Genomic DNA, 19,044 nt, shown 5'->3' with positions numbered 1-19,044 from the left:
GCCGAACGACGCGTGCGTGCCCGAAGGACACGTTGGATCCCCGAAAAACGCGCGGAGGTCGGACGACGCGCGTCCGGTCACGGCCACCCCACCACCGGCTCACCACCCGCATGCCCCGCACATCCGCATGTCGACACGCCCCGCTTCCGGCACCCTTCGGCACCGGCAACGACCGCATCCACCCGCTCAGGCCAGCCCCTGCCCTCAGCCCTCAGCCCTCAGCCCTCAGCCCTCAGCGGAGCCTGACACGGCGGGGCTCTACGGCTCCTCGCGCCAGCCGTCCCACTCCGCCGCGAACTCGTCCAGCTCCTTCGGATCGAGCCGCTCCTCGGAATCCGTCAGGACCACCAGCCACTGAGCGTCCTCGGCGTCGTCCTCACCCGCCAGCGCGTCCCTGACGAGCTGCGGTTCCTCCGCGAGCCCGAAACGGTCACCGACCGCCTCCGCCGCCTCTTCCGCCGCGTCGCGGTCGGGCAGTACCAACACATGTCTCACGTCACTCACGAGGACATTTTCCGCTACGTCCGGCGGGGCCGACGCCCGGGTCCCTCATGGCACCCGACGATCTGCGCGTCCGTTCAGTCGCCCGGACGTGACGGGGCGGGGCGGGCGACTGGGCTACCCGCGGTGTCACATCGCCGGGCGGGGCCGTCGCGTTCTCCCCGGCGACGGCGTTCGCGCGGCACGGCGCGTATCGCCGGACTCCGGCGCCTGTGCCGGGACTGCGACCGCGTAACGCCCGTCGGCCTACGAGTACCCCCCTCCGTGCCCGCCCCGGCTGATCGCCCCCACCGAACGATCAGGACTTCCGCACCTCCGGCACCTGGTCCAGTTCGATCCCGAAGCGCTCCCGGTAGATCGCCAGTACCTCCTCGTCCGTGGCCGCCTCCGTCACCTCCTTCGTCCCGTCCGGCGCCGTCACCGTCAGGCTCCGCCCGCTGAGCGTGATCCGTCCTCCGTCCTCCGTGACCCGCGAACACACCGTGGACCGGCCGAAATGCGACATCGGTGAGGTGCTGTGCCACCAGGCGCCGGCCACGAAGTCGCCGAGCACCCGCGGCCGTACCTCCAGGCGGTACTGCGGTTCGGCGTTCCGGATGACGTCCAGGTCCTCGGCCTCCCGCCGCCCTCCGACTCCCCGTACCCCCGCCGCGTCCGGTCCCGCCTCGACGACCCTGAACGTGCCGCCCGGGTCCGCCTGTTCGCTCCGCTCCCCGAAAGCCAGCGGATAGTGACTGTGCGTCCCGAAGCCGACGTCCGCCAGCCAGTCGCCCCCGTCCACCGTCCGGACCCGCAGCGCGAGGTGGTCATAGGGAATTCCGAGCCGCCCTTCCTCGCCGTACGTCCGGGCCGAGAGAAGCGTCACATCGAAGCCCAACGCCCCCAGCAAGCCCCCGAACAGGCCGTTCAGTTCGTAGCAGAATCCGCCCCTGCGCGCGCCCACCACCTTGTCCAGCAGGCGTTTCTCCTCCAGCACGATCTCCTCTCCCAGATGGATCGACAGGTTCTCGAACGGCACCGTCTTGAGATGGCGAAGGTGCAGCTCACGCAGCACCCCGGAGGTGGGCCACGCCGGGTGCTGGGCACCGATCCGGCGGAGGTAGGCATCAGCCTGTGCGGAATTCATGACCTCAGTCTCTCGCCACGCCCAGCTCCGCGCCCGCACCGACCACAGCCAGAGCCCCGTCCTCGTCCGTCCGCAGCACCACGGCACCTCCCGCACGCAGCGCCCCGACCGTGCCGGGAGCCGGATGCCCGTACGGGTTGTCCCGCCCGCAGGAGATCAGCGCGATCCGCGGAGCGGCCCTCCGTATGAGCTCCGGATCCTGGTACGCCGAACCGTGGTGGGCGACCTTGAGCACGTCCACGTCCGCCAGTTCGCCGGCGTCGGGGGATCTCAACAGCGCCCGCTGGGCCGGTGGTTCGAGGTCCCCGAGCAGTAGCATCCGTAGCCCGGCCGATCGCACGAGCAGGGCGACACTAGCGTCGTTCGGGCTGTCCGGCACAGGGCCCGGCGGGCTCGGCCCCGGCCACAGCACCCGCCATTCGAGACGTCCCGTCCGCCGTCGCTCCCCGGCCACGGCCCGTGTCACCTCGATGTGCCGCGCGGCCGCCTCCCGCCGGACGAACTCGGCCTGTTCCGGCGGCTCCTCGAACCCCGTCGTCTCGATCGCCCCCACGGAACGACCGCGCAACACCCCCGGCAGCCCCGCCACATGGTCGGCGTGGAAGTGCGTGAGCACGACGAGCGGAATCCGGGTGACCCCGAGCGCGCTGAGGCAGTGGTCGACCAGTCCCGGGTCCGGTCCGGCGTCCACCACCACCGCGGTGCCGTCGCCCGCCGCCAGCACCGTGGCGTCTCCCTGACCCACGTCGCACATCGCGAACCGCCAGCCGGGCGGCGGCCATCCCGTGATCACCCTGGTGAGCGGTGTCGGCCGCACCACGAGCAGCAGGAACACCACGAGGAACACGCCGATCGCCCACCGGCGCTCCAGGAGCCGTCGCCCGACGAGCACGACGAACGCCGTGACCAGGGCGAGCAGCAGCGCCCCCGCCCAGCTTCCCGGCCAGTCCACCGCCCCGCCGGGCAGGGCCGCCCCGGCCCGGGCGATGTCCGCGATCCACCGGGCGGGCCAACTCGCGCACCACGCGAGTGCCTTGGCGACGGCCGGGGTGATCGGGGCGGTGGCGAGCGTCGCGAATCCCAGCACGGTGGCCGGTGCGACGGCGAACTCCGCGAGCAGATTGCACGGCACCGCCACCAGGCTCACCCGTGCCGACAGGACGGCGACGACCGGCGCGCACAGTGCCTGTGCCGCTCCCGCGGCGGCCAGCGCCTCGGCCAGCCGGGGTGGCACCCGGCGCGCGCGCAGCGCCGCGCTCCAGCGCGGGGCGAGCGTCAGCAGGGCGCCGGTCGCAAGGACGGAGAGCAGGAAGCCGTAGCTACGGGCCAGCCAGGGGTCGTACAGCACCAGGAGGAGCACGGCCGTGGCCAGCGCGGGGATCAGCGATCTACGGCGTCCGGTCGCGACGGCGAGCAGGGTGACCGAGCCACAGGCCGCGGCCCGCAGCACGCTCGGATCGGGTCGACAGACGATCACGAAGGCGAGCGTGACCGCGCCTCCCAGCAGCGCGGTCGTGCGCAGCGGAAGGCCGAGCCGGGGTGCGAGGCCGCGTCGTTCGGCGCGCTGGGCGAGGCCGGGCGGTCCGATGAACAGGGCCAGCAGAATCGCGAGGTTGCCGCCGCTGACCGCGAGCAGATGCGTGAGGTCCGTCGCCTTGAACGCGTCGTCGAGCTCCGGTGTGACCCGTGCGGTGTCCCCCACGACGAGCCCCGGCAACAGGGCCCGCGCGTCCGCTTCCAGTCCGCCGGTCGCCTGCCGCAGCCCCTCGCGCAGCCGACCGGCGAAGCGCTGCGGTCCGGACGGCTCCCCCACCACCTCCGGCGGCCCGCTCCCCCGCACCCGCAGTACCGCCGCGACCCGGTCCCCGTCGGCTTGCGCGGGCGCCAGCCGCCCTGCCACCCGCAACCGGGTCGACGGCAGGAGCGACAACCAGGACGACCGCCGCCCGGCCGGCCCGGACGAGCCTTTCGGCGCCCTCGCGTCGACGATCAACAGCACCGGTGTTCGCGTCTCCACCGCTCTTCCGATACCGTCCGGCGGCGTGACCCGCCGGACCTCGGCGTCGAGCAGCACGGCCGTCGGAGCCGCGTGGTCCCCCTTGATCCGGGGACGGGTGAGCCGTGCGTCGGAGGTCACCTCCGCCTCGACGGTCACGTGGGCGAACTGCCGCGCCAAGGACGGGATGGGCCCACGGCGCACGTCCGCCCCGTGCAGTCCCGCGGAAGCGGCGGCCGCCGCGGCACAGAGCAGCACGGCGGCGGCGGAAACCCTCGGCCACGCCCGCCACGGGGTCGCCCGCTGCCGCGGTTCGCCCCGCGGGCCCGTGCCGTGCGTGCGCCCGCGTCCCGTCACGAGCAGGACGCAGGCCACGACCAGGCAGCCCACCACCGCACCCGTGGTCCACCCGGCCGGGGCGTCCAGTGCCAGCGCCGCCGTCGCCCAGGCCGCCAGCGCGGGTGGCACGAGTCGCAGGTCCGCCGGTCCTTCCTCCTGGGGATGCGCCCGACCCAGCCGCTTGCCCGAGGCCGCGTGCACGGCTCGGCGGTCTCTGACCTCGGCCGCGTCCCAGGCCCCCCGCGTGTACCCGGCCCCGCCGATGCCCCCGGCCTCATGGGCGGTCTCGGCCTCATGAGAGCTCAGGCCGTCGCGGAGGTCCCGGTCGTGGTGGAGGTCCTGGACCTCAGAGACGGTCCGGGGAACGGAGGCAGTCAAGGGGTCGGGGACGGTCCGGTGGTCGGACACGGCACGGGGTTCGGGGACGGTGCGGACGGGGGCCGTCCCCGTCCGGGGAGTCATGGGCCCGTTCACGGCCGCACGAGATTCCGCAGATCGGCGAACCGGCGGTCACCGATTCCGTTGACCTCGCGGAGCTCGTCGACCGAGCGGAAGCCCCCGTGCTCGGCGCGGTTTATTGCTGCTTTCTTCGCGTGTCTCACATGCCTCAACTCCGTTGATCCGGTGTGGGGTTAGCAGGTGGTGATGGTCGTGTCCGGGGCCTAGCGTCCCGGCCTGTGTTGGTGCACTTCTTCTCTTCCGAGGGCTGGCAGTCCTGGGGCCTCGGTGGTCAGCCGTTGATCCCTGAGCGGATGCCGGTCCTGATCGATGACGACTTCCTCTTCGAGGACGAGCACGGGCCGCGGGCCACACGGGCGGTGAACTCGTGGCTGCGTACGTTGCCGACGAGCGGGGCGCCGTCGCCGAATTCGTGGCGTGCGTACGCGCTCGCTGCCCGGGACTGGCTGACGCATCTGCGGCGGCACAGCCTGAAGGTGTTCGCTTCGCGGCAGGATCTCGTTGCGGCTCTGGGAACGTACGCGGACCGGCGGCTGTCGGGGCCGCTGGACGAGCGGCTGAAGTCGTCGTCGTGGGAGTTGCAGGTGACTGCACTCAGCCAGTTCTACGACTGGGCGGTGGCCGAGGGCCTGGCTCAAGCGGTGCCGTTCACGCAGGCCGTCGGGGTGCGGATGGTGGACGGTCGGCTGGTCGAGGTGGGCCGGAATCTGGCGAAGTTGCGTCGGCCGAAGCCGCACACCAAGGTCCAGTACCTGGAGGCGGACTTCGCCGAGCTGTTCTGTCATGGCCTGGGGGGACTGGGTCCGGACGGCCTGGAGGATCCGACGTTCCGCGGCCGGTTCCCGGGACGGAACGCGGCGATGGGACAGCTGGTGCTGGGCAGCGGGATGCGGAGCCGGGAGTTCACGCACCTGCTGGTTCACGAGGTTCCGCCGCTGCCGGCGGAGCCGACCGAGGTCCCGATTCCGTGGGCGGTTCCCGAACTGGGCGCCAAGGGGCGGAAGTTCCGCACGACGTGGATCGACTACGCGTCGCTGGCAGCGGTGCACGCCTACGTCGACCTGGAGCGCGAACTGTCGCTGGGTCCCTGGACGCCGAGGAATCCGCTGGTGGTGGAGGAGGCGGACTTCCGGGGCGGGCGGGTCAACGGGCGACGGATGTCCTGGTCGTCGCTGGCGCCGGAGGAACGACTTCGGCTGGTCGGTCCCGAGGGCGGCTCGCTGTTGCTGGCCCTGAGCTACGGCGGGCGACCGTTCGTGGACTGGGGGACGCTGTTTCGTCGCACGGCCTGCCGGATCCGTGAGCGCTTCGAGCCGCGGTTCCCGGAGGTCGGACCGCACCGATGCCGTCACTCGTTTGCGATGGCCACGCTGGAGAAGCTGGTGGAAGGCCACTACCGGCAGGCCGCCCAGCTCGCGACGGCGACGGGCGATGCGGCTGGGCTTGCGCTCTACCTGCTGAAATCCGATCCGCTGCTGATCTTGCGGGACCTGCTGGGGCATTCCAGCGTGACCACGACGGAGATCTACTTGAAGCGCCTGGACGTGCACCGCATCTACCGGGCGGCCTGGGAAAGGACCCGTGGTGAGGTCGATCCGGCCGCGCTCGCCGAGGCTGACACCGAGTTCTCGGAGGCGGTCTGAATGCCCGCCGAAGTGATTCGTGAGCCGTTGTCGCTGAAGGTGTCGCTGCCCGGCCAGGAACCCGTGCTGGTCAGCATCGGCAAGGTCGCGAACCCGGATCTGGCGGCCGACCTCGCCGAAGGGCTCGCGGCGACGGTCCATCCCAACGGCCCGATCGCGAAGCTGACCACGCTCAAGGCCTTCGTGGTCACGCTGCGGCGGATGGTCCGTGAGCTGACCGCCGACGGGTTCACCGGCTCGGCCGCCGAGCTCACCCGGCCCCTGCTCGGCGGGCTCTGGCTTCGCTCGCAATACCTGGTGGAATACCGCACCCGCACGATCCTGCGGTCTTTCGACCAGCGGCATCAGACCCTGGCGGAGCCAGTGAGGCAGATGGTGTTCGGCACCAACTACACCCGGCCGCTCTTGAACGGGCCGCTGAAGCCCTACGAGCCCGACGAGTGGAACCGACTGATCGACCTCTGCAAAGCAGAGGTACGCCGGCTCGGCGAGAGGCACCGCGCGATGATCACGCTGGCCGAAGGCGGGCAGGATCCGGCGGTCGGCGGCTGGAGCAAGGCGAACGCCGCCTGGCTGCTGACGCGGACCGGGCCGGTCAGCCGGGTCCCGGTCGCCGAACACCTTGGCATGACGCTGAACAACTTCAAGCACCGGTGCGGCAGCGTCACCAAGGAGAGGGAGACCCTGTTTCCCACGCACATCCAGGCGGTCCCCTACGTTCTGCTGATGTCTGCCTGGACCGGCATCGTCCCGGACGGGCTGGCCGGTCTGACCACGGACGATGTCCGCTGGACCGGGCGCCAGGCGATGCTCCTCTCCTACACCAAGGGCCGCACCTCCGAAGAGTCCGTGGTGCTGTCCCCGAGAGCTTCGGGCCTGCTGCAACAGTGGCTTGAGCACACCGAGTTGATGAGACGACACGTCCCCGACGAGCTGGCCCGCCACGTCTGGCTGGTTCTGGGCCGCAACCTGGTTCCCCATGCGGGAACGTTCCGCGAGTATCTGCTGCGGACCTGGGTGAAACAGCACGCCCTGAAGGGCGACAACGGAGAGCCGTTTCCGGTCGACCGGCGCCGGCTGCGGACGACGTTCATCGCCCAGCGGGGTCAGCGCGAGTGGTCGCTGCGGGCCACGATCGACCCCAATCACTCGCCGCAGGTCGAGGGAGATCACTACCTGTCGGCGGCGACCCCCGCCCAGCAGGCCGTGATCGACGACATCATCTCGGACGCCCAGAGCGATCTCCTGCGACGGGCCAGCACTCCGGCCGTCGTCGACGAGGCGGCCTCCGCCGCCCGGCTCCCGGAGGAAGTACAGCGTCTGGGACTGGACCGCGGTGTTCTGGCCGAGCTGCTGGCCGGTGAGAGGGACGTGTTCACGGCGTCCTGCACCGACCAGCTGGCGGGGCTGCACGGCCCCAAGGGCAAGCCGTGTCCGGCCAGGCCCTGGGTTTGTCTGCTCTGTCCGCTCGCCGTGTTCGCACCGCGTCACCTGCCGAATCTGCTGCGGCTGAAGGCTTACTTCGCCCGGCAGTTCAGGGCGATGCCGCGCGAGCAGTTCGCGGTGGTCTTCGCGCCCTACGCTCATCGGCTGTCCTCACAGATCCTGCCCCGCTTCCCGGCGGCCGCTGTCGCGGCCGCCGGGAAGGAGGTCGGCGACACAGACGCGGAACTGCCCTTGCGGGCCGAGGAGATGACGCCGTGACGATCTCGGCTGTTCATCACGGTCTGCCTTCTGGGTCGCTGTTCGCCGGGGCGGATATCGCCTCCACGGCAGGGCTGAACTGGAAGAACGGGGCTGTTCGGCCCCGTTTCGAGGACGAGGTGTGGTCGTTCGAGGGCTGGGCGGACGCCCCGGTCCAGATGAAGACGACCGAGAAGACGTGGGACTTCCCCCGCATCCGCGACCCGCTCTGGCGAGTGGTCGCCAAGGAACTCGCGCTGTCCTGGATCGCCACCCGGGACGAGCGGGTGCTGGCTCTGCCCCGGGCCCGGCGCATCCCCCGGCACCCGCGGACCGTCTGGTCCCGGCTCTATCTGCTGTCGTTCTGGTTCAACTGGCTGCACGAGCGGCGCGTCCCAACGCTCGCGGCGGTGACCCAGGATCATTGCGAAGCGTTCATCAAGGACTACGGCGTCATCCGCGACAAGACCGGAGCGGTGATCCGGCCCAAGGCCGGCAACTCCCTGCGGTCGCTCGTCTCCGCGATGCAGGAGATCAGCGATTACGCGGGTGTGTTGTCCGCCGACCGCTACCGGGCGGGGTTCCGGCCCTGGGGCGAACGCTCGCCCAGAGAGATCACCGGGACACCGGCCCGGCCCGACGTCCAGATCAAGACGTCGCCGCTGCCCGACGAAGTGCTCGCTCCGCTGCTGACCGCGAGCCTGCACCTGGTCGAGGTCCTCGGACCACACATCGCCAACCTGCGACGGACTCGCCGAGCCGCACTCACCCAGTGGGACACCTTGAAGCGGACCCGCTATCTGAGCATGGACGACCCGGACGAACTCGCCGAGATCCTCGATGACCATCGCCGCGGCCACAAGCCGCTGCCGCGACTGGACCCGGGGCAGATCACCAAACGCCTGAACCGCGGCTGGGACCCGCAGGACCCGCTCCTGCACGTCAGCTTCCAACACCTCGTTCGCCCCAGCGGGCACTGGGACATCTCCGCCCCCATGCTCCGGCGGTCCCGGCCGTTGCTGGAGACCGCTCTCGATGAGGTCGGCCACGAATACGTCTGGGCCCGCGGCGGCGCCGAGGTCCCCCGCGCGGACACCGGCGAGTTGATCCCCTGGACGCTTCCCCTGCCCTCGACCCAGGCGGACGCCCTGGCCCGCGTCGCCGCCCACGCCTGCCTGATGACCGTCTCGGCACTGACCGGGATGCGAGCCAGCGAGCTGACCGAACTTCTCGTCGGCTGCCGGGTCAAGACCGAGGAAGACGCCCCGGGCCTGGCCCGGCACCGGATTGCGAGCAAGGTCATCAAGGCCCGCCGCTGGGGCGGTGAGCGAGATGAGTGGGTCGTCGTCGACGAGGTGGTGCACGCGATCGGCCTCGCCGAGAAGCTCACCGACGCCGCCGAGGGTGAGTTGCTGTTCGGGCGGATCCACAACTTCGACAACGGTGCCGCCCTCTGGCTGCGTCGCTGGGTCGGCTCGTCGGCCGGACAACGGATGGGGCTCGCCCCGATTCCCGAGGACGCGATCCACCCGCGACGTCTCAGGCGCACGCTCGCAGTCGAGATGGCCGCCCGGCCCGGCGGCATCCTCGCGACGAAAGTGCACTTCAAGCACCTGACCGTGGTGACCAGCGAGGGATACGCCCACCGCCCCGGAGGGGCCCAGGCCGTCTTCCACCAGGAATGGAGGAAGGCCGAAGCGGCCGAGAAACTGCACCGCACCGCCGAGGCATTCCGGCAGTTCCAGGAAGGCCAGCTTCCCGCTGGCCCCGGCGCCGACGCTCTGCTGGCCACGTTCCGAGCCGTCGAGGACGAGCTGGAGGGACACGAGCCCGGCCCGGCGAAGGTGGTCACCGACCGGCAGGTCGAACTCCTGCTGAAGAAGAAGGCCGCCGCCCTGCACCTCTCTGCGGCGAACTACTGCTGGTTCGAGGATCCCGCGAAAGCGCTCTGCCTCAAGCTCGCCGGCGCCAAGTCCGCCACGGCTCCGCTGACCGGAATGTGTGACAGCGGACGGTGTCCGCAGGCCACCCATCACCTCGTTCACCGTCCCGTCTGGCAGACCGCCGCCGACAACAGCACCGTCCTGCTGGCCAGCCCACGCATTCCGGCCGGGGAGAAGGACCGGCTCCTGGCCGAGCACGAGCGCTCGATGCGGATCCTCGAAGAGATCGACAAGGCAGCCGGAAAGGCCGGATGAATGGCTCACAGCCCCGAACAGCGCGACCAGATCGAGCGGCGCATCCGCGCGGCCATCGACCGGCTCCTGGCCGGACACATCCCGGCCGGCGGGGCCTGCGACGTCAAGACGCTGGCGCGGGAGGCCGGTGTCTCCCGGGCCGCTCTCTATCGGACCTGGGGCCACCTCAAGGACGAGTTCGAAAAGCGCAGGGCCGCCGCCTGGGCCGCAGGCCAGCAGCCCGACCCGCGCGAGGCCCGGATCGCCCGGCTGCGGGACCAGAACCAGCGGCTCACCCACAAACTCGCCCGCACCCACACCGAGTTCAACCAGCTCAAGGAACGTCACCAGGTGGCCCTGTCGGTCCTGGCAGCCAAGGAAGACGAGCTCCAGCGGCTTCGCCGCGAGCTGGGGACGTTCAGCCGTACTTCCCCGACCGCCGTCCCGGAACAGGGCGTCGTTCCTCTGCGGAACCGGTGAGCCTTGTTCACCCACAGGAGTGGACCTTCACCTGCGGCTCCGACGAGACACGCGTGTTCCGCGTCTTCGACGCGGAACACGCCCGCGCAGCCCCTCCCAGCGAGACACCGCCGAAGGTGGACACACTCTTCGCCGCGTTAATCCAGTACTCGACGATGTGCCGGGCGAGCACCGGACCGACACCGGGGAGGGTGTCGAGCTGGTCGACGGTGGCCGTGCTGAGGGAGACCGGAGCCGATGGTGCCGCCCCGGAACCGGGTCCGCCCGCACCACCCGCGATGGAGCCGCCGCCCGTGACCGGTCCCGCCACGGGCGCGGGAGCACCGACGGCGACCTGTTCGCCGTCCACGAGGAGGCGTGCGCGGTTGAGACCCTCCGTGTTCGCCCCCGGCCGCACCCCGCCCGCGGCCCGCAGCGCGTCCTCGACCCGCGAACCGGCCGGCAGTCGCTGGAGCCCGGGACTGCGCACCTTGCCGCTGACGTCCACCACGATCTCGGTCGCGGCCGGGCCCAAGGTGTTCGCCTCCCCGGCCGGGCCGCCCGGCACGGCCGGGGAGGGTCCCATGGCTCCGCTGCCACTTCCAGCCCGCTCCCGTCCGCCGAAGGGAGCGATCGCCCGTACCGCTTCGGGTATCGGTAGGTTCGGATATTCAGGAGTGTGGAATAGCCGGTGACGTCGAGGATCAGCAGAACGACGATCAGGCCGTCGACGCCCTACTGCGCGAACTGGCCAAGGATCTTGCTGATGTTGGGGCTCGCGTCCTCGGCTGCCACCAGCCTGAGCAACTCAGGTATCAGAAGGACGTCCATACGGGGTGGGCGCAGGAAGGGTCAGCGCAGTTCAGAACATGGGAAAGGCTCCGCCCGGGGAGCCGGAGCCTCGACGCGGAGATCAGCCTGCCTGCGTCTCGCCCATCTTGATCTCCTCCGGGGTGAGGGTGGGGCCGTGGGAGACAGACACCGTGGCCATCAGTCCGGGGGTGTTGGCCTTCCGCAAGGCAGCCATCTCATCCGGACCGCTCACCTCGAAGTTGCACAGATAGCAGCCAAAGCCGTTCGCGGTGAACGTTGTCTCCGTAGCCGTATGGCGGACGGGTTCGAAGGTGAGGAGACCCTGCCCGCCGCAGGCGGGACAGTCGCCGCCCGAGGTCTTCAGTACGAGCATGTCGCCGTCCCTGATCTCCATCGGCTTGACGAACCACTCCTCCTTGCGGGGCTGTGGCGCCTTGAGTGCGCCTTCCTTGACCTCCGCCGGGAGACCTACGAACCGGTCCTCGAACGCATGCCGAGCCTGAGTAATACGCAGCTGAACGTCGCGGAAGACCTGGTCCTCCTGCTCGTTCACAGCGTTCTTGACCGCGTTCGTCCACCGCCCCCAGAACTCGTCCAGCGGTTTGCCGAGATCGTTCAGTAGCGTCTCGATCGTCCGGGCGAGGGGAGAAATCATCCCCTTCGCCAGGACGCTGTCTGGAGAAGTGTGAGCTGCTCCGTTGCGCATCTCGATCAGCAGGTCGAGCTGGGAGTCCTTCTGGAGCACGCCGATCTTCTGGAGTCGCTTGATAGCTTCCGAGGCCCCGACGGTGCGAACCCTCTCCTCGTCCAACTGGAGGTGTCCACCGACGTGCAGCACCATGTCCGCGCTGTTGTTGCGGATCTCCGCGATGTAGACCGGGTTCTTCGAGACAAGGACTGCCTTGGCCAGCTTCTCAACGGCCACACCAGCGTGGAGGGCGAACTCGTCGTACTCCGGGCGGCCATGGTCGTCCATGGCTCTGTGGGCGGCCTTCTTGGCGCCCTGAAAGAAACTCTCGGACGAGAGCGAATCGTTCATGAACAGGACATTAGCCGCCTTGTACTACAGGTGCGATCGAATTCATAGACCCGGTCCGGACGTGAACGCCCCCGGAATTCCAGGGGCGGGCTGTAGATGGGCGGGTCTCAGTCCACCACCGGAGGAGACCTGCGTCTGCGTTGCCAGTCAGGCAAGCAGGGCGTAGTCACGATCGACTGGCCACCTCGGCTGCGTAGGTTGTCCTGACGGCCCCGGCCGACCAGCGTTCGGCAGCCTGTGGACTGATCCCGAGCAGGCGGTGAAGGACGGCTGCGGGCATCTGCGTGCAGAGGTCGAGCAGGGCCGCGCATCGTCCAGCTTCGGCAGGAAGTCCGATGTCGCGGAGGCGTCGGGTGAGTTGTTTGCTGGTCACGGGCCGACCGGGCATCTGCAAGGACGGGAAGATCCAGGGCGCGTTGTGCTCATTCGACATCACCGTGCGCTCGTGGTCGCGGGAGATGTCAACGAGTTGGAGGACCAGGCCGTCGAGGGGCTGCGGCAGCCTCAGCGGAGTCCTGTGGAGGCGGAGAGCCACTCCGTTCTCGTCGTGAATGACGTGTGCCGTGGTCAACCGGCAGCTTCTCGCGGGGAACTGGCCATAGAGCACGACCAAGAGCCCAGCGACGCGGTCTCTCGTCTCGATGGAGTCGTCATTCAAGAGCCGCCGGGCGGTCGCCCAGCGTTCGTCGGCGTCCAGCGGGAGGTGAAAGATCCGCCGCGGCCGGGCCGGGATGCTGATCCCGGAGGCGAACTTGCTGCGGACTGCCCAGCGGACGAACGGCGCTGCTGCGTAGGGGCCTTGGTGGTTTTCCGAGGTGAGCCAGAGGTCGATGAGGGGCTGTCGGCAGGTTGCCAGGGTGTCGCCCTGGCTCTTGATCCAGTTCAGGAAGGTGATGGCCTTGGCTATCTGCGTCTGGGCGACGTCGTTGGTGTGGGCGGAGATCGGTTTGCCGCGGGCTCGTCGCCGGATGTGGGCGATGCGGTCCCATCGGGCGAACGCGGTGATCAGGCGGCGGTCCTCCGGATCGTCGATGGTTGCGGTCCTCTGCTCGATCCATCGCTCCAGCCGGGCCATGTACTCGTCCCGGACCGGGAGGATGCCGGCGGAGACCAGGACGGCCCGGAAGTAGTCGACAGCTAGGTCTCGCTGGTGGCTCATGCGAGCGTCGAGGGCTTCGTGGCTGAGGTCGCAGGTGCCGGCGGCGAGGTCGGTGACGAGACGGGTAGCGGTGGCCGACTCCCGCAGATAAAGCAGGGTCCGGCGGGGGTTGAGGTCCAACAGCGCGGCCGCGACCTTGTCGAGTTCGGGGCGGCGTTTGCCGTCGGGCGGTGTCAGCAGCGTCCGCAGCTGTCGTTCCCCTGCGCATCTGCGGCAGAGGCCGAAGTGGAACAACCGCTCGACCGTGCCGCACTGCTGGCAGGGCCTTTGGGCTTCGGGGGCCATCTCCCAGCAGTTCTCGCAGATCGGTCCCCGTACCGTTCTGGCGGTAACGCGGGAGGGGGTCCCGCAGTCGGTGCAGGGCTCCAGCCTGCGGGAACATGTCCGGCAGCGAGGCGAGTCGGTCTTGGCGAAGAGGCAGCCGCGGAGCTTACCGCAGGAACCGCACTGGACGACCGGCGGTTTGAGGCAGACAGCGCAGAGCGGCCCGTCGCCGGTGCGGGCGGCCACGGCGTCGAGCCGACCGCAGACACCGCATGTCTCCCGGTAAGCGGGCTCCTCTCGGCGGCAGGTGACGCAGATCGGGGCGCCCGCGTCGTCGCGGCCGGCGACCGGGCGATGGCGCCCGCACCACTTGCAGGACTCGGCCTTCGAGCGGTTGTAACAACTCCCGCAGACCCGCATCCGCTTGATCGAGTGCGTCAATGGAACCGCGCGGTCGCAGTGCGGGCACTTCGGCGCCGGAACGCTCTCGGCTCCCGCCTGGTGCAGCCGGTCGGCCAGCAGCAAGGTCCGCGGCGAGCGGTGGGGAACCTGACCGGCCAGAAGGCCCGGTTGGTTCTGAAGGTCCCAGAGCAGACGGCGGGCGACCGTGGCCTTCCCCCCGGTGACCTCGGTGATCACCGTCTGGAGCACAGTCCTGTCGAGCCCGACGCCGGACAGGTGACTCAACAGGTCGGCAGCCGGGTCCTCGGTGCAGTCGCCCTTGAAGCAGAAGCGGCAAACCTCACGACCGAAGCGGTCCAGACCGTAGCGCGGGGTCTCGCCGTTACCGCAGGCGACGCAGGCCCAGCCCTTCGCCCTCGTCCGGTAGTTGCTGCATGAGGAACAGATCCGCAGCCCGGACTCCTGGGTGCTCGTCAGCGGCGCCAGCCTGCCGCATCGCGCGCAGGGCGGGCGGACAACGTGGACGGCGCCGCCCTCTTGCAGAAGACGGATCAGGCGTTCGACCGAGGCCGGGCCTTCGGCCCGACCCGAGGTCAGCAGCCCGGGATCGCCTTCGAGAACTTTGGCCAGGCGGACGGCGGCTGCCTTGGACCGAACCGCCCGGGCCATCGCGGCCTGAACGGCATCCGGCGGAAGATCGGGTTCAACGACGGCGACCAACTGACGGATCACCGCATGCGGGTCGACGGCGGCTTGGGCAGAAGCGTTCACGACCGGGTGACCCGAGCCCGCTTGGGCCGGAAGTCGCCGACACCGGTGGTCTCAGTGCCGTCCGCGGCCTTCTTCGCCCTCGGCCTGCCTGCGGCGACCGGCTCGATCAGCTCGTCCATCGAGCAGTCGAGGATGTCCAACAAGGACATCAGGACCTTGAGGTTGAGCCGTTCCGGGACCTCCACCACCAGCCGGTAAATCTGGCTGGCGGACAGATCGATGCCCCGCTCGGCCAGCGGAGACCGCAGGTCGGTGGTGGAGAACATGCCCTTCGTGGCCATGACCTCGCGCAGGTGCCACTTGTAGTCGAGCTTCGCCGTCACCGCTGTCCACTCCGTTCCAGGGCCCGCTGCCCGGGGTCGTTGTCGAAGGCCAGGTCGATGGCCTTGAGCATCATCGTGTTGGCGAAATCGTCGCTGACCGCGGTGTAGAGAGCGGTCGTGGACGCGTAGAGGTGGCCAACCTGTTCCTGGATGAACTTCGGGTCGACGCCGTCCTCGATGTTGTGCGTGACGTACGAATGCCGCAGGCAGTGCGGCACCAGTTCCTCCGAGAGCCCCAGCTCATCGCGGTAGAGAGCGAACCGGTCCTCGATCTCGCGCGTCCGCAGCCGGCCGCCACGTTCGGTCAACCACAAAGCCGGGTGCGTCGGGAATCCGTAGCGGGGACGGCCGTTGACGACGTAGTCCTCCAGGGACTCCACCGCCCACGGCATAATGCTGGCGACGTTCCGCCGCCGCGGGCCGGAGCCCTTGGTGCCCTTGGCCTTGCGGACGTGCACCATGCCGTACCGGCCGAACTGCGGAGCCTTCGCGTTCCGGTAGAGGTCCACCATGTCCAGGCCGGACACCTCCGAAGCCCGCAGACCCCAGCCGTAGATCGTCTTGAACAAGGTGGAATCCCTGTAGGCGGTCAGGGCCCCCTTTCGGCCTCGCTTGATCATCCGGTCCACCCGGTCATCGATGTGATCGAAGAGGAGCTGGCACTCCTCCCGCGTCATCGGCCGGCGCTCTTCGCCTCCCTCGTAGTCCACGAGGTGTTCGCGCCGATTGCCGTCATGAAGGATCGGCGTCGGATGCGTGCCGAACCGTTCCAGACAGACCTCCACCCACCCGTAGACCGGGTTGAGGAGGTAGTCCATGAACAAGCTCACGGCCCCCTGGTAGTTGCGGAGCGTCGACTTGGCGCGGTTGTGTCGCATCACCAAGTCCGCCATCCACTCGTCGATGTGCGCGGCCGTCCACTTCCACGGGTACTCATTCGTGAAGTCCCCGAAGGTCTCGACGACGCGTCGCCGGCCATCGACAGTCCCCGGCTGGAGCCCCCGGCCCCCCACCTGCTGCCGTGCCCAACCCGACAGCATCGCGTCGAGTACGGCGTCCTCGGGGTGCAGCAGATGTACCCCCGAGACCAGCTCCAGCACAGCGGCCCCATGTACTTCCCTCGTACCGTCGGACACTCCCCACCCTCTCTCACTAAAGGATGGAATCATGCATCTAACGAATGCTTCCAAACAAACTCGCAGGTCAGGGCCGCGATGAGCTTGGATGGACGTCAGGCGGCCAGCCGGTACACTTCCCGCAGTTCAGGGCCAGGCACCAGCGGGCGATCGTGCATCGGATGCAATTCCCCGGGGTCAGCGCGCACCGGCTGCGCCCTGCCCGCCCAGAAGTGCTGCACGGCGAAGACCGCGGCGATGACGAGCAGGACACCGAGCGCCGCCACGCTCCGGCGCTCCAGGCCGCACCTCGACTGCAGCCACAGCGGCATCCGCTCGCGTGCGGCGAGCCCGGCCCGCTGTCGCCACTCGGCCGCGGCGCCGCTCGTGGGAACGCCGGTGCCCGCGGGGTCGTCCGTGTCCGGCGCCGGAGCCGCCACTCGGACTGCGGGCTCGTCGGGCGAGGGGCCGTCACTGCCGTCGTCGCCCCGAGGGACCCGGTCCCCACCCCAGCCCCTGGCGGCCCCGAGCCCCGTCGAGGTTCTCGCCCTGGGGGCGCCCACGTCCTGGTCCACCCCCGGCGGCCCGTGCCCCGACTCCCCTTCCTTCCGGCCCGATGCGGGGAAGAGCGCCCGCGCGCGCAGACGGAACGCCTCGGCCGGGGCGTCGTGGCGCCGGGCCTCGGCACCGGAGCGGCTTCGCGGATGGGGACGGCGGTGGTGGGAACGGCCGTGCCGGGTGCGGCCGTCGGAGACGGGACCGCGCCCCGGCCCACTGGTCGGTGTGGCGGTGCGTGAGCGTGATCGAAGTGCCATGCGTCGAGGATCCGACACTTCGTCATCTCGCGATGATCTTGCTCAATTCCGGTGGACCAACGGCGGGTTGTGGACAACCCGGTCACCCGTGGGAGTCACAGCAGGCATGGCATACCCGGAGCCGCACACATACCCAGCACGGCCGGCACGATCGACCCGGCCTGCCCTGCCTGCCCGGCCGGCCCCATCCGTTCAGCGGTTTTCCCGCCCTCACCGAGGCGAGATGACCGCCCCCAGCAACCCGGGCCCGGTGTGCGCCCCGATCACCGCCCCCACCTCGCTCACATGCAGATCGGCCAGCCCCGGCACCCGCGCCCGCAACCGGTCCGCGAGGGCGGACGCCCGCTCGGGGGCGGCCAGGTGGTGGACAGCGATGTCGACCTGGGCGCTGCCCGCGCGCTCGGCCACGATCTCCTCCAGCCGGGCGATCGCCTTGGAGGCCGTGCGCACCTTCTCCAGCAGTTCGATGCGGCCGCCGTCCAGTTGCAGCAGCGGCTTCACCGCGAGCGCGGAGCCGAGCAGCGCCTGTGCGGCCCCGATACGGCCGCCGCGGCGCAGATAGTCGAGGGTGTCGACGTAGAAATACGTGGAGGTGCCCGCGGCCCGCTTCTCCGCGGCCGTGACGGCCTCGTCGACGGTGCCCCCCGCCTCCGCGGACCGGGCCGCGGCGAGCGCGCAGAATCCGAGGGCCATCGCGACCATCCCCGTGTCCACCACGCGCACGGGCAGGGGAGCCTCACGTGCCGCGAGGACCGCGGCGTCGTAGGTGCCGGAGAACTCGGCGGACAGATGGAGGGAGACGATGCCGGTCGCACCCGACTCGGCGATCGCGCGGTAGGTGGCGGCGAAGACCTCGGGGCTGGGCCGGGACGTGGTGACGGGGCGCCGCTTCTGGAGGGCCTGGGCCAGGGAACGGGCCGAGATCTCGGTGCCTTCTTCGAGGGCCTGGTCGCCGAGGACCACGGTCAGGGGCACCGCGGTGATGCCGTGGCGCTCCATCGTCCGGGGCGGCAGGTAGGCCGTTGAATCGGTGACGATCGCGACATGGCGGGACATGAGCTGGAGGTTACCCGCCGGGGCGTCCGGACGGCAGCCCGGCCCTCTCACCTGGGCTCCAGGTCGGGTCAAGTCGTGCTCTCGGGGCGGGGCTTCTTCTGCCAGGGGTAGGTGGGACGCGGCCCCGGCGGTGTGATGGCGGAGCGCGTCGGCTCCTCGGCCGGGCGCGACCGAGGAGGCCCCGGCCAGGTCTGGCCGCCGGAAGCGTTCGCCTCCGGAGCCGGTGCCTCGGGCCAGGAGGACGTGGGTTTCGGCTCGGTCGTCCAGTGCCGCAGCGCGCCCGCCTCGACGTCGATCTGCGCGCTCAGCGAGTCCAGGTCGTCCTCGGCGAACCGGCGCGCGCGGTCCCGCGCGGCCCAGCGCAGTGAGTCGGCGGACCCGGTGATCCGCTCGGTGCGCTCGCGCAGTCCGGGCAGCCGCGTGGCCAGGGTGCCCTTGTCCGGCTCCGTCTCCAGGCGCTTGAGCTCGTCGTCCAGCTCCCGCCCGTGCGCGCTGAGCCGCTCGAAGAGCGCCAGTGACTCCTTCAGGGACTCGTCCTCACCCACGCCCGCGTGCAGCGCGTCCTGCGTGGCCCGCATCGAGGTGCGCAGCTTCAGCCGCAGCTGGGCGATCTCGCCGGCCGGGCCGAACTGGGTGAAGGTCTTGGCGCGCAGGGTGCTGTCCTCGACCGTGCGGCGGGCCTGCGAGATCGTGCGGTCCACGCCGCGCTTGGCGGCGCCGATCACCTTCACCGTGGCGTAGGCGCCCAGGACCACGAACAGCAGGAAGAGCAGAGCGATCACTGCGATCACGGTTTCCACCACGCTCCTCCTCCCGAAGGCCGCGGCGGCTGCCGCGACGCTCTTCAACGGTAAACGCAACGGGCAGGTCCGGAGTTCCGGAAGAACCCCGAACCTGCCCGTAG

At 70.1% G+C, this 19,044-nt stretch carries 15 protein-coding genes and 1 pseudogene; 4 read left to right on the top strand and 12 right to left on the bottom strand.

Annotation, left to right across the window (positions count from 1 at the left end; all coding sequences use genetic code 11):
- Positions 1 to 258: 258 nt before the first annotated feature.
- The 4 genes and pseudogenes from GFH48_RS26635 to GFH48_RS26620 all read right to left on the bottom strand — a co-directional run.
- Positions 259 to 504: a hypothetical protein gene (locus GFH48_RS26635; protein WP_153290665.1), complete on the bottom strand. Its 246-nt coding sequence runs from the start codon at positions 502 to 504 to the stop codon at positions 259 to 261.
- A gap of 295 nt (positions 505 to 799) precedes the next feature.
- Positions 800 to 1,627 (bottom strand): arylamine N-acetyltransferase family protein, encoded by an 828-nt coding sequence (locus tag GFH48_RS26630; RefSeq protein ID WP_153290664.1) that lies wholly within the window; start codon positions 1,625 to 1,627, stop codon positions 800 to 802.
- Positions 1,628 to 1,631: 4 nt separating this feature from the next.
- Positions 1,632 to 4,163: a ComEC/Rec2 family competence protein gene (locus GFH48_RS26625; protein WP_153293122.1), complete on the bottom strand. Its 2,532-nt coding sequence runs from the start codon at positions 4,161 to 4,163 to the stop codon at positions 1,632 to 1,634.
- A gap of 269 nt (positions 4,164 to 4,432) precedes the next feature.
- Positions 4,433 to 4,594: pseudogene (locus GFH48_RS26620) on the bottom strand (ComEA family DNA-binding protein); the annotation flags it as partial.
- Positions 4,595 to 4,639: 45 nt separating this feature from the next.
- Here GFH48_RS26620 and GFH48_RS26615 point away from each other — a divergent pair.
- The 4 genes from GFH48_RS26615 to GFH48_RS26600 are packed head-to-tail and all read left to right on the top strand — an operon-like array spanning position 4,640 to position 10,404.
- Positions 4,640 to 6,064, top strand: coding sequence for a tyrosine-type recombinase/integrase (locus tag GFH48_RS26615; protein ID WP_153290663.1), 1,425 nt, complete (start codon positions 4,640 to 4,642; stop codon positions 6,062 to 6,064).
- Entirely contained in the window at positions 6,065 to 7,768 is a 1,704-nt protein-coding gene (locus tag GFH48_RS26610; RefSeq protein ID WP_153290662.1) for a hypothetical protein, read from the top strand.
- Positions 7,765 to 9,945, top strand: coding sequence for a hypothetical protein (locus GFH48_RS26605; RefSeq protein WP_153290661.1), 2,181 nt, complete (start codon positions 7,765 to 7,767; stop codon positions 9,943 to 9,945). Before GFH48_RS26610 ends, GFH48_RS26605 begins: the two co-directional genes overlap by 4 nt.
- Entirely contained in the window at positions 9,946 to 10,404 is a 459-nt protein-coding gene (locus GFH48_RS26600; protein ID WP_194280679.1) for a hypothetical protein, read from the top strand.
- A 7-nt stretch (positions 10,405 to 10,411) separates the two neighbouring features.
- Here the strand turns inward: GFH48_RS26600 and GFH48_RS26595 are convergent, their stop codons facing one another.
- The 8 genes from GFH48_RS26595 to GFH48_RS26560 form a co-directional block, all read right to left on the bottom strand.
- Positions 10,412 to 10,969: an SLBB domain-containing protein gene (locus GFH48_RS26595; protein ID WP_153290660.1), complete on the bottom strand. Its 558-nt coding sequence runs from the start codon at positions 10,967 to 10,969 to the stop codon at positions 10,412 to 10,414.
- A 327-nt stretch (positions 10,970 to 11,296) separates the two neighbouring features.
- Complete coding sequence (locus GFH48_RS26590) at positions 11,297 to 12,235, bottom strand: hypothetical protein (protein WP_153290659.1); 939 nt, start codon at positions 12,233 to 12,235, stop codon at positions 11,297 to 11,299.
- Positions 12,236 to 12,401: 166 nt separating this feature from the next.
- Positions 12,402 to 14,831: a hypothetical protein gene (locus GFH48_RS39335; protein WP_228120965.1), complete on the bottom strand. Its 2,430-nt coding sequence runs from the start codon at positions 14,829 to 14,831 to the stop codon at positions 12,402 to 12,404.
- Complete coding sequence (locus GFH48_RS26580; RefSeq protein WP_153290658.1) at positions 14,828 to 15,154, bottom strand: helix-turn-helix domain-containing protein; 327 nt, start codon at positions 15,152 to 15,154, stop codon at positions 14,828 to 14,830. The genes GFH48_RS39335 and GFH48_RS26580 overlap by 4 nt, the downstream gene beginning before the upstream one ends.
- Positions 15,151 to 16,254: a tyrosine-type recombinase/integrase gene (locus GFH48_RS26575; RefSeq protein ID WP_407698665.1), complete on the bottom strand. Its 1,104-nt coding sequence runs from the start codon at positions 16,252 to 16,254 to the stop codon at positions 15,151 to 15,153. Before GFH48_RS26575 ends, GFH48_RS26580 begins: the two co-directional genes overlap by 4 nt.
- A 131-nt stretch (positions 16,255 to 16,385) precedes the next feature.
- On the bottom strand, positions 16,386 to 17,084 hold the full coding sequence (locus GFH48_RS26570) for a hypothetical protein (RefSeq protein ID WP_153290656.1): 699 nt from the start codon (positions 17,082 to 17,084) through the stop codon (positions 16,386 to 16,388).
- Between the two features lie 210 nt (positions 17,085 to 17,294).
- The gene (locus tag GFH48_RS26565; protein WP_153290655.1) at positions 17,295 to 18,140 is read right to left on the bottom strand and encodes a DegV family protein; all 846 of its coding nucleotides are present in this window, start codon (positions 18,138 to 18,140) and stop codon (positions 17,295 to 17,297) included.
- 68 nt (positions 18,141 to 18,208) lie between these two features.
- Entirely contained in the window at positions 18,209 to 18,931 is a 723-nt protein-coding gene (locus tag GFH48_RS26560; protein WP_153290654.1) for a hypothetical protein, read from the bottom strand.
- Between the last annotated feature and the right edge of the window lie 113 nt (positions 18,932 to 19,044).

The organism is Streptomyces fagopyri (assembly GCF_009498275.1).
GTDB lineage: Bacteria > Actinomycetota > Actinomycetes > Streptomycetales > Streptomycetaceae > Streptomyces > Streptomyces fagopyri.
The sequence above is the reverse complement of the archived record's forward strand: the minus strand, read 5'-3'. Positions and strand labels throughout refer to the sequence as shown.

Coding starts and splice junctions, on each gene's coding strand:
- GFH48_RS26630 (WP_153290664.1), bottom strand. CDS start 1,627: ATGAATTCCGCACAGGCTGATGCCTACCTCCGCCGGATCGGTGCCCAG.
- GFH48_RS26610 (WP_153290662.1), top strand. CDS start 6,065: ATGCCCGCCGAAGTGATTCGTGAGCCGTTGTCGCTGAAGGTGTCGCTG.
- GFH48_RS26600 (WP_194280679.1), top strand. CDS start 9,946: ATGGCTCACAGCCCCGAACAGCGCGACCAGATCGAGCGGCGCATCCGC.
- GFH48_RS26595 (WP_153290660.1), bottom strand. CDS start 10,969: ATGGGACCCTCCCCGGCCGTGCCGGGCGGCCCGGCCGGGGAGGCGAAC.
- GFH48_RS26590 (WP_153290659.1), bottom strand. CDS start 12,235: ATGAACGATTCGCTCTCGTCCGAGAGTTTCTTTCAGGGCGCCAAGAAG.
- GFH48_RS26570 (WP_153290656.1), bottom strand. CDS start 17,084: ATGGCACTTCGATCACGCTCACGCACCGCCACACCGACCAGTGGGCCG.
- GFH48_RS26565 (WP_153290655.1), bottom strand. CDS start 18,140: ATGTCCCGCCATGTCGCGATCGTCACCGATTCAACGGCCTACCTGCCG.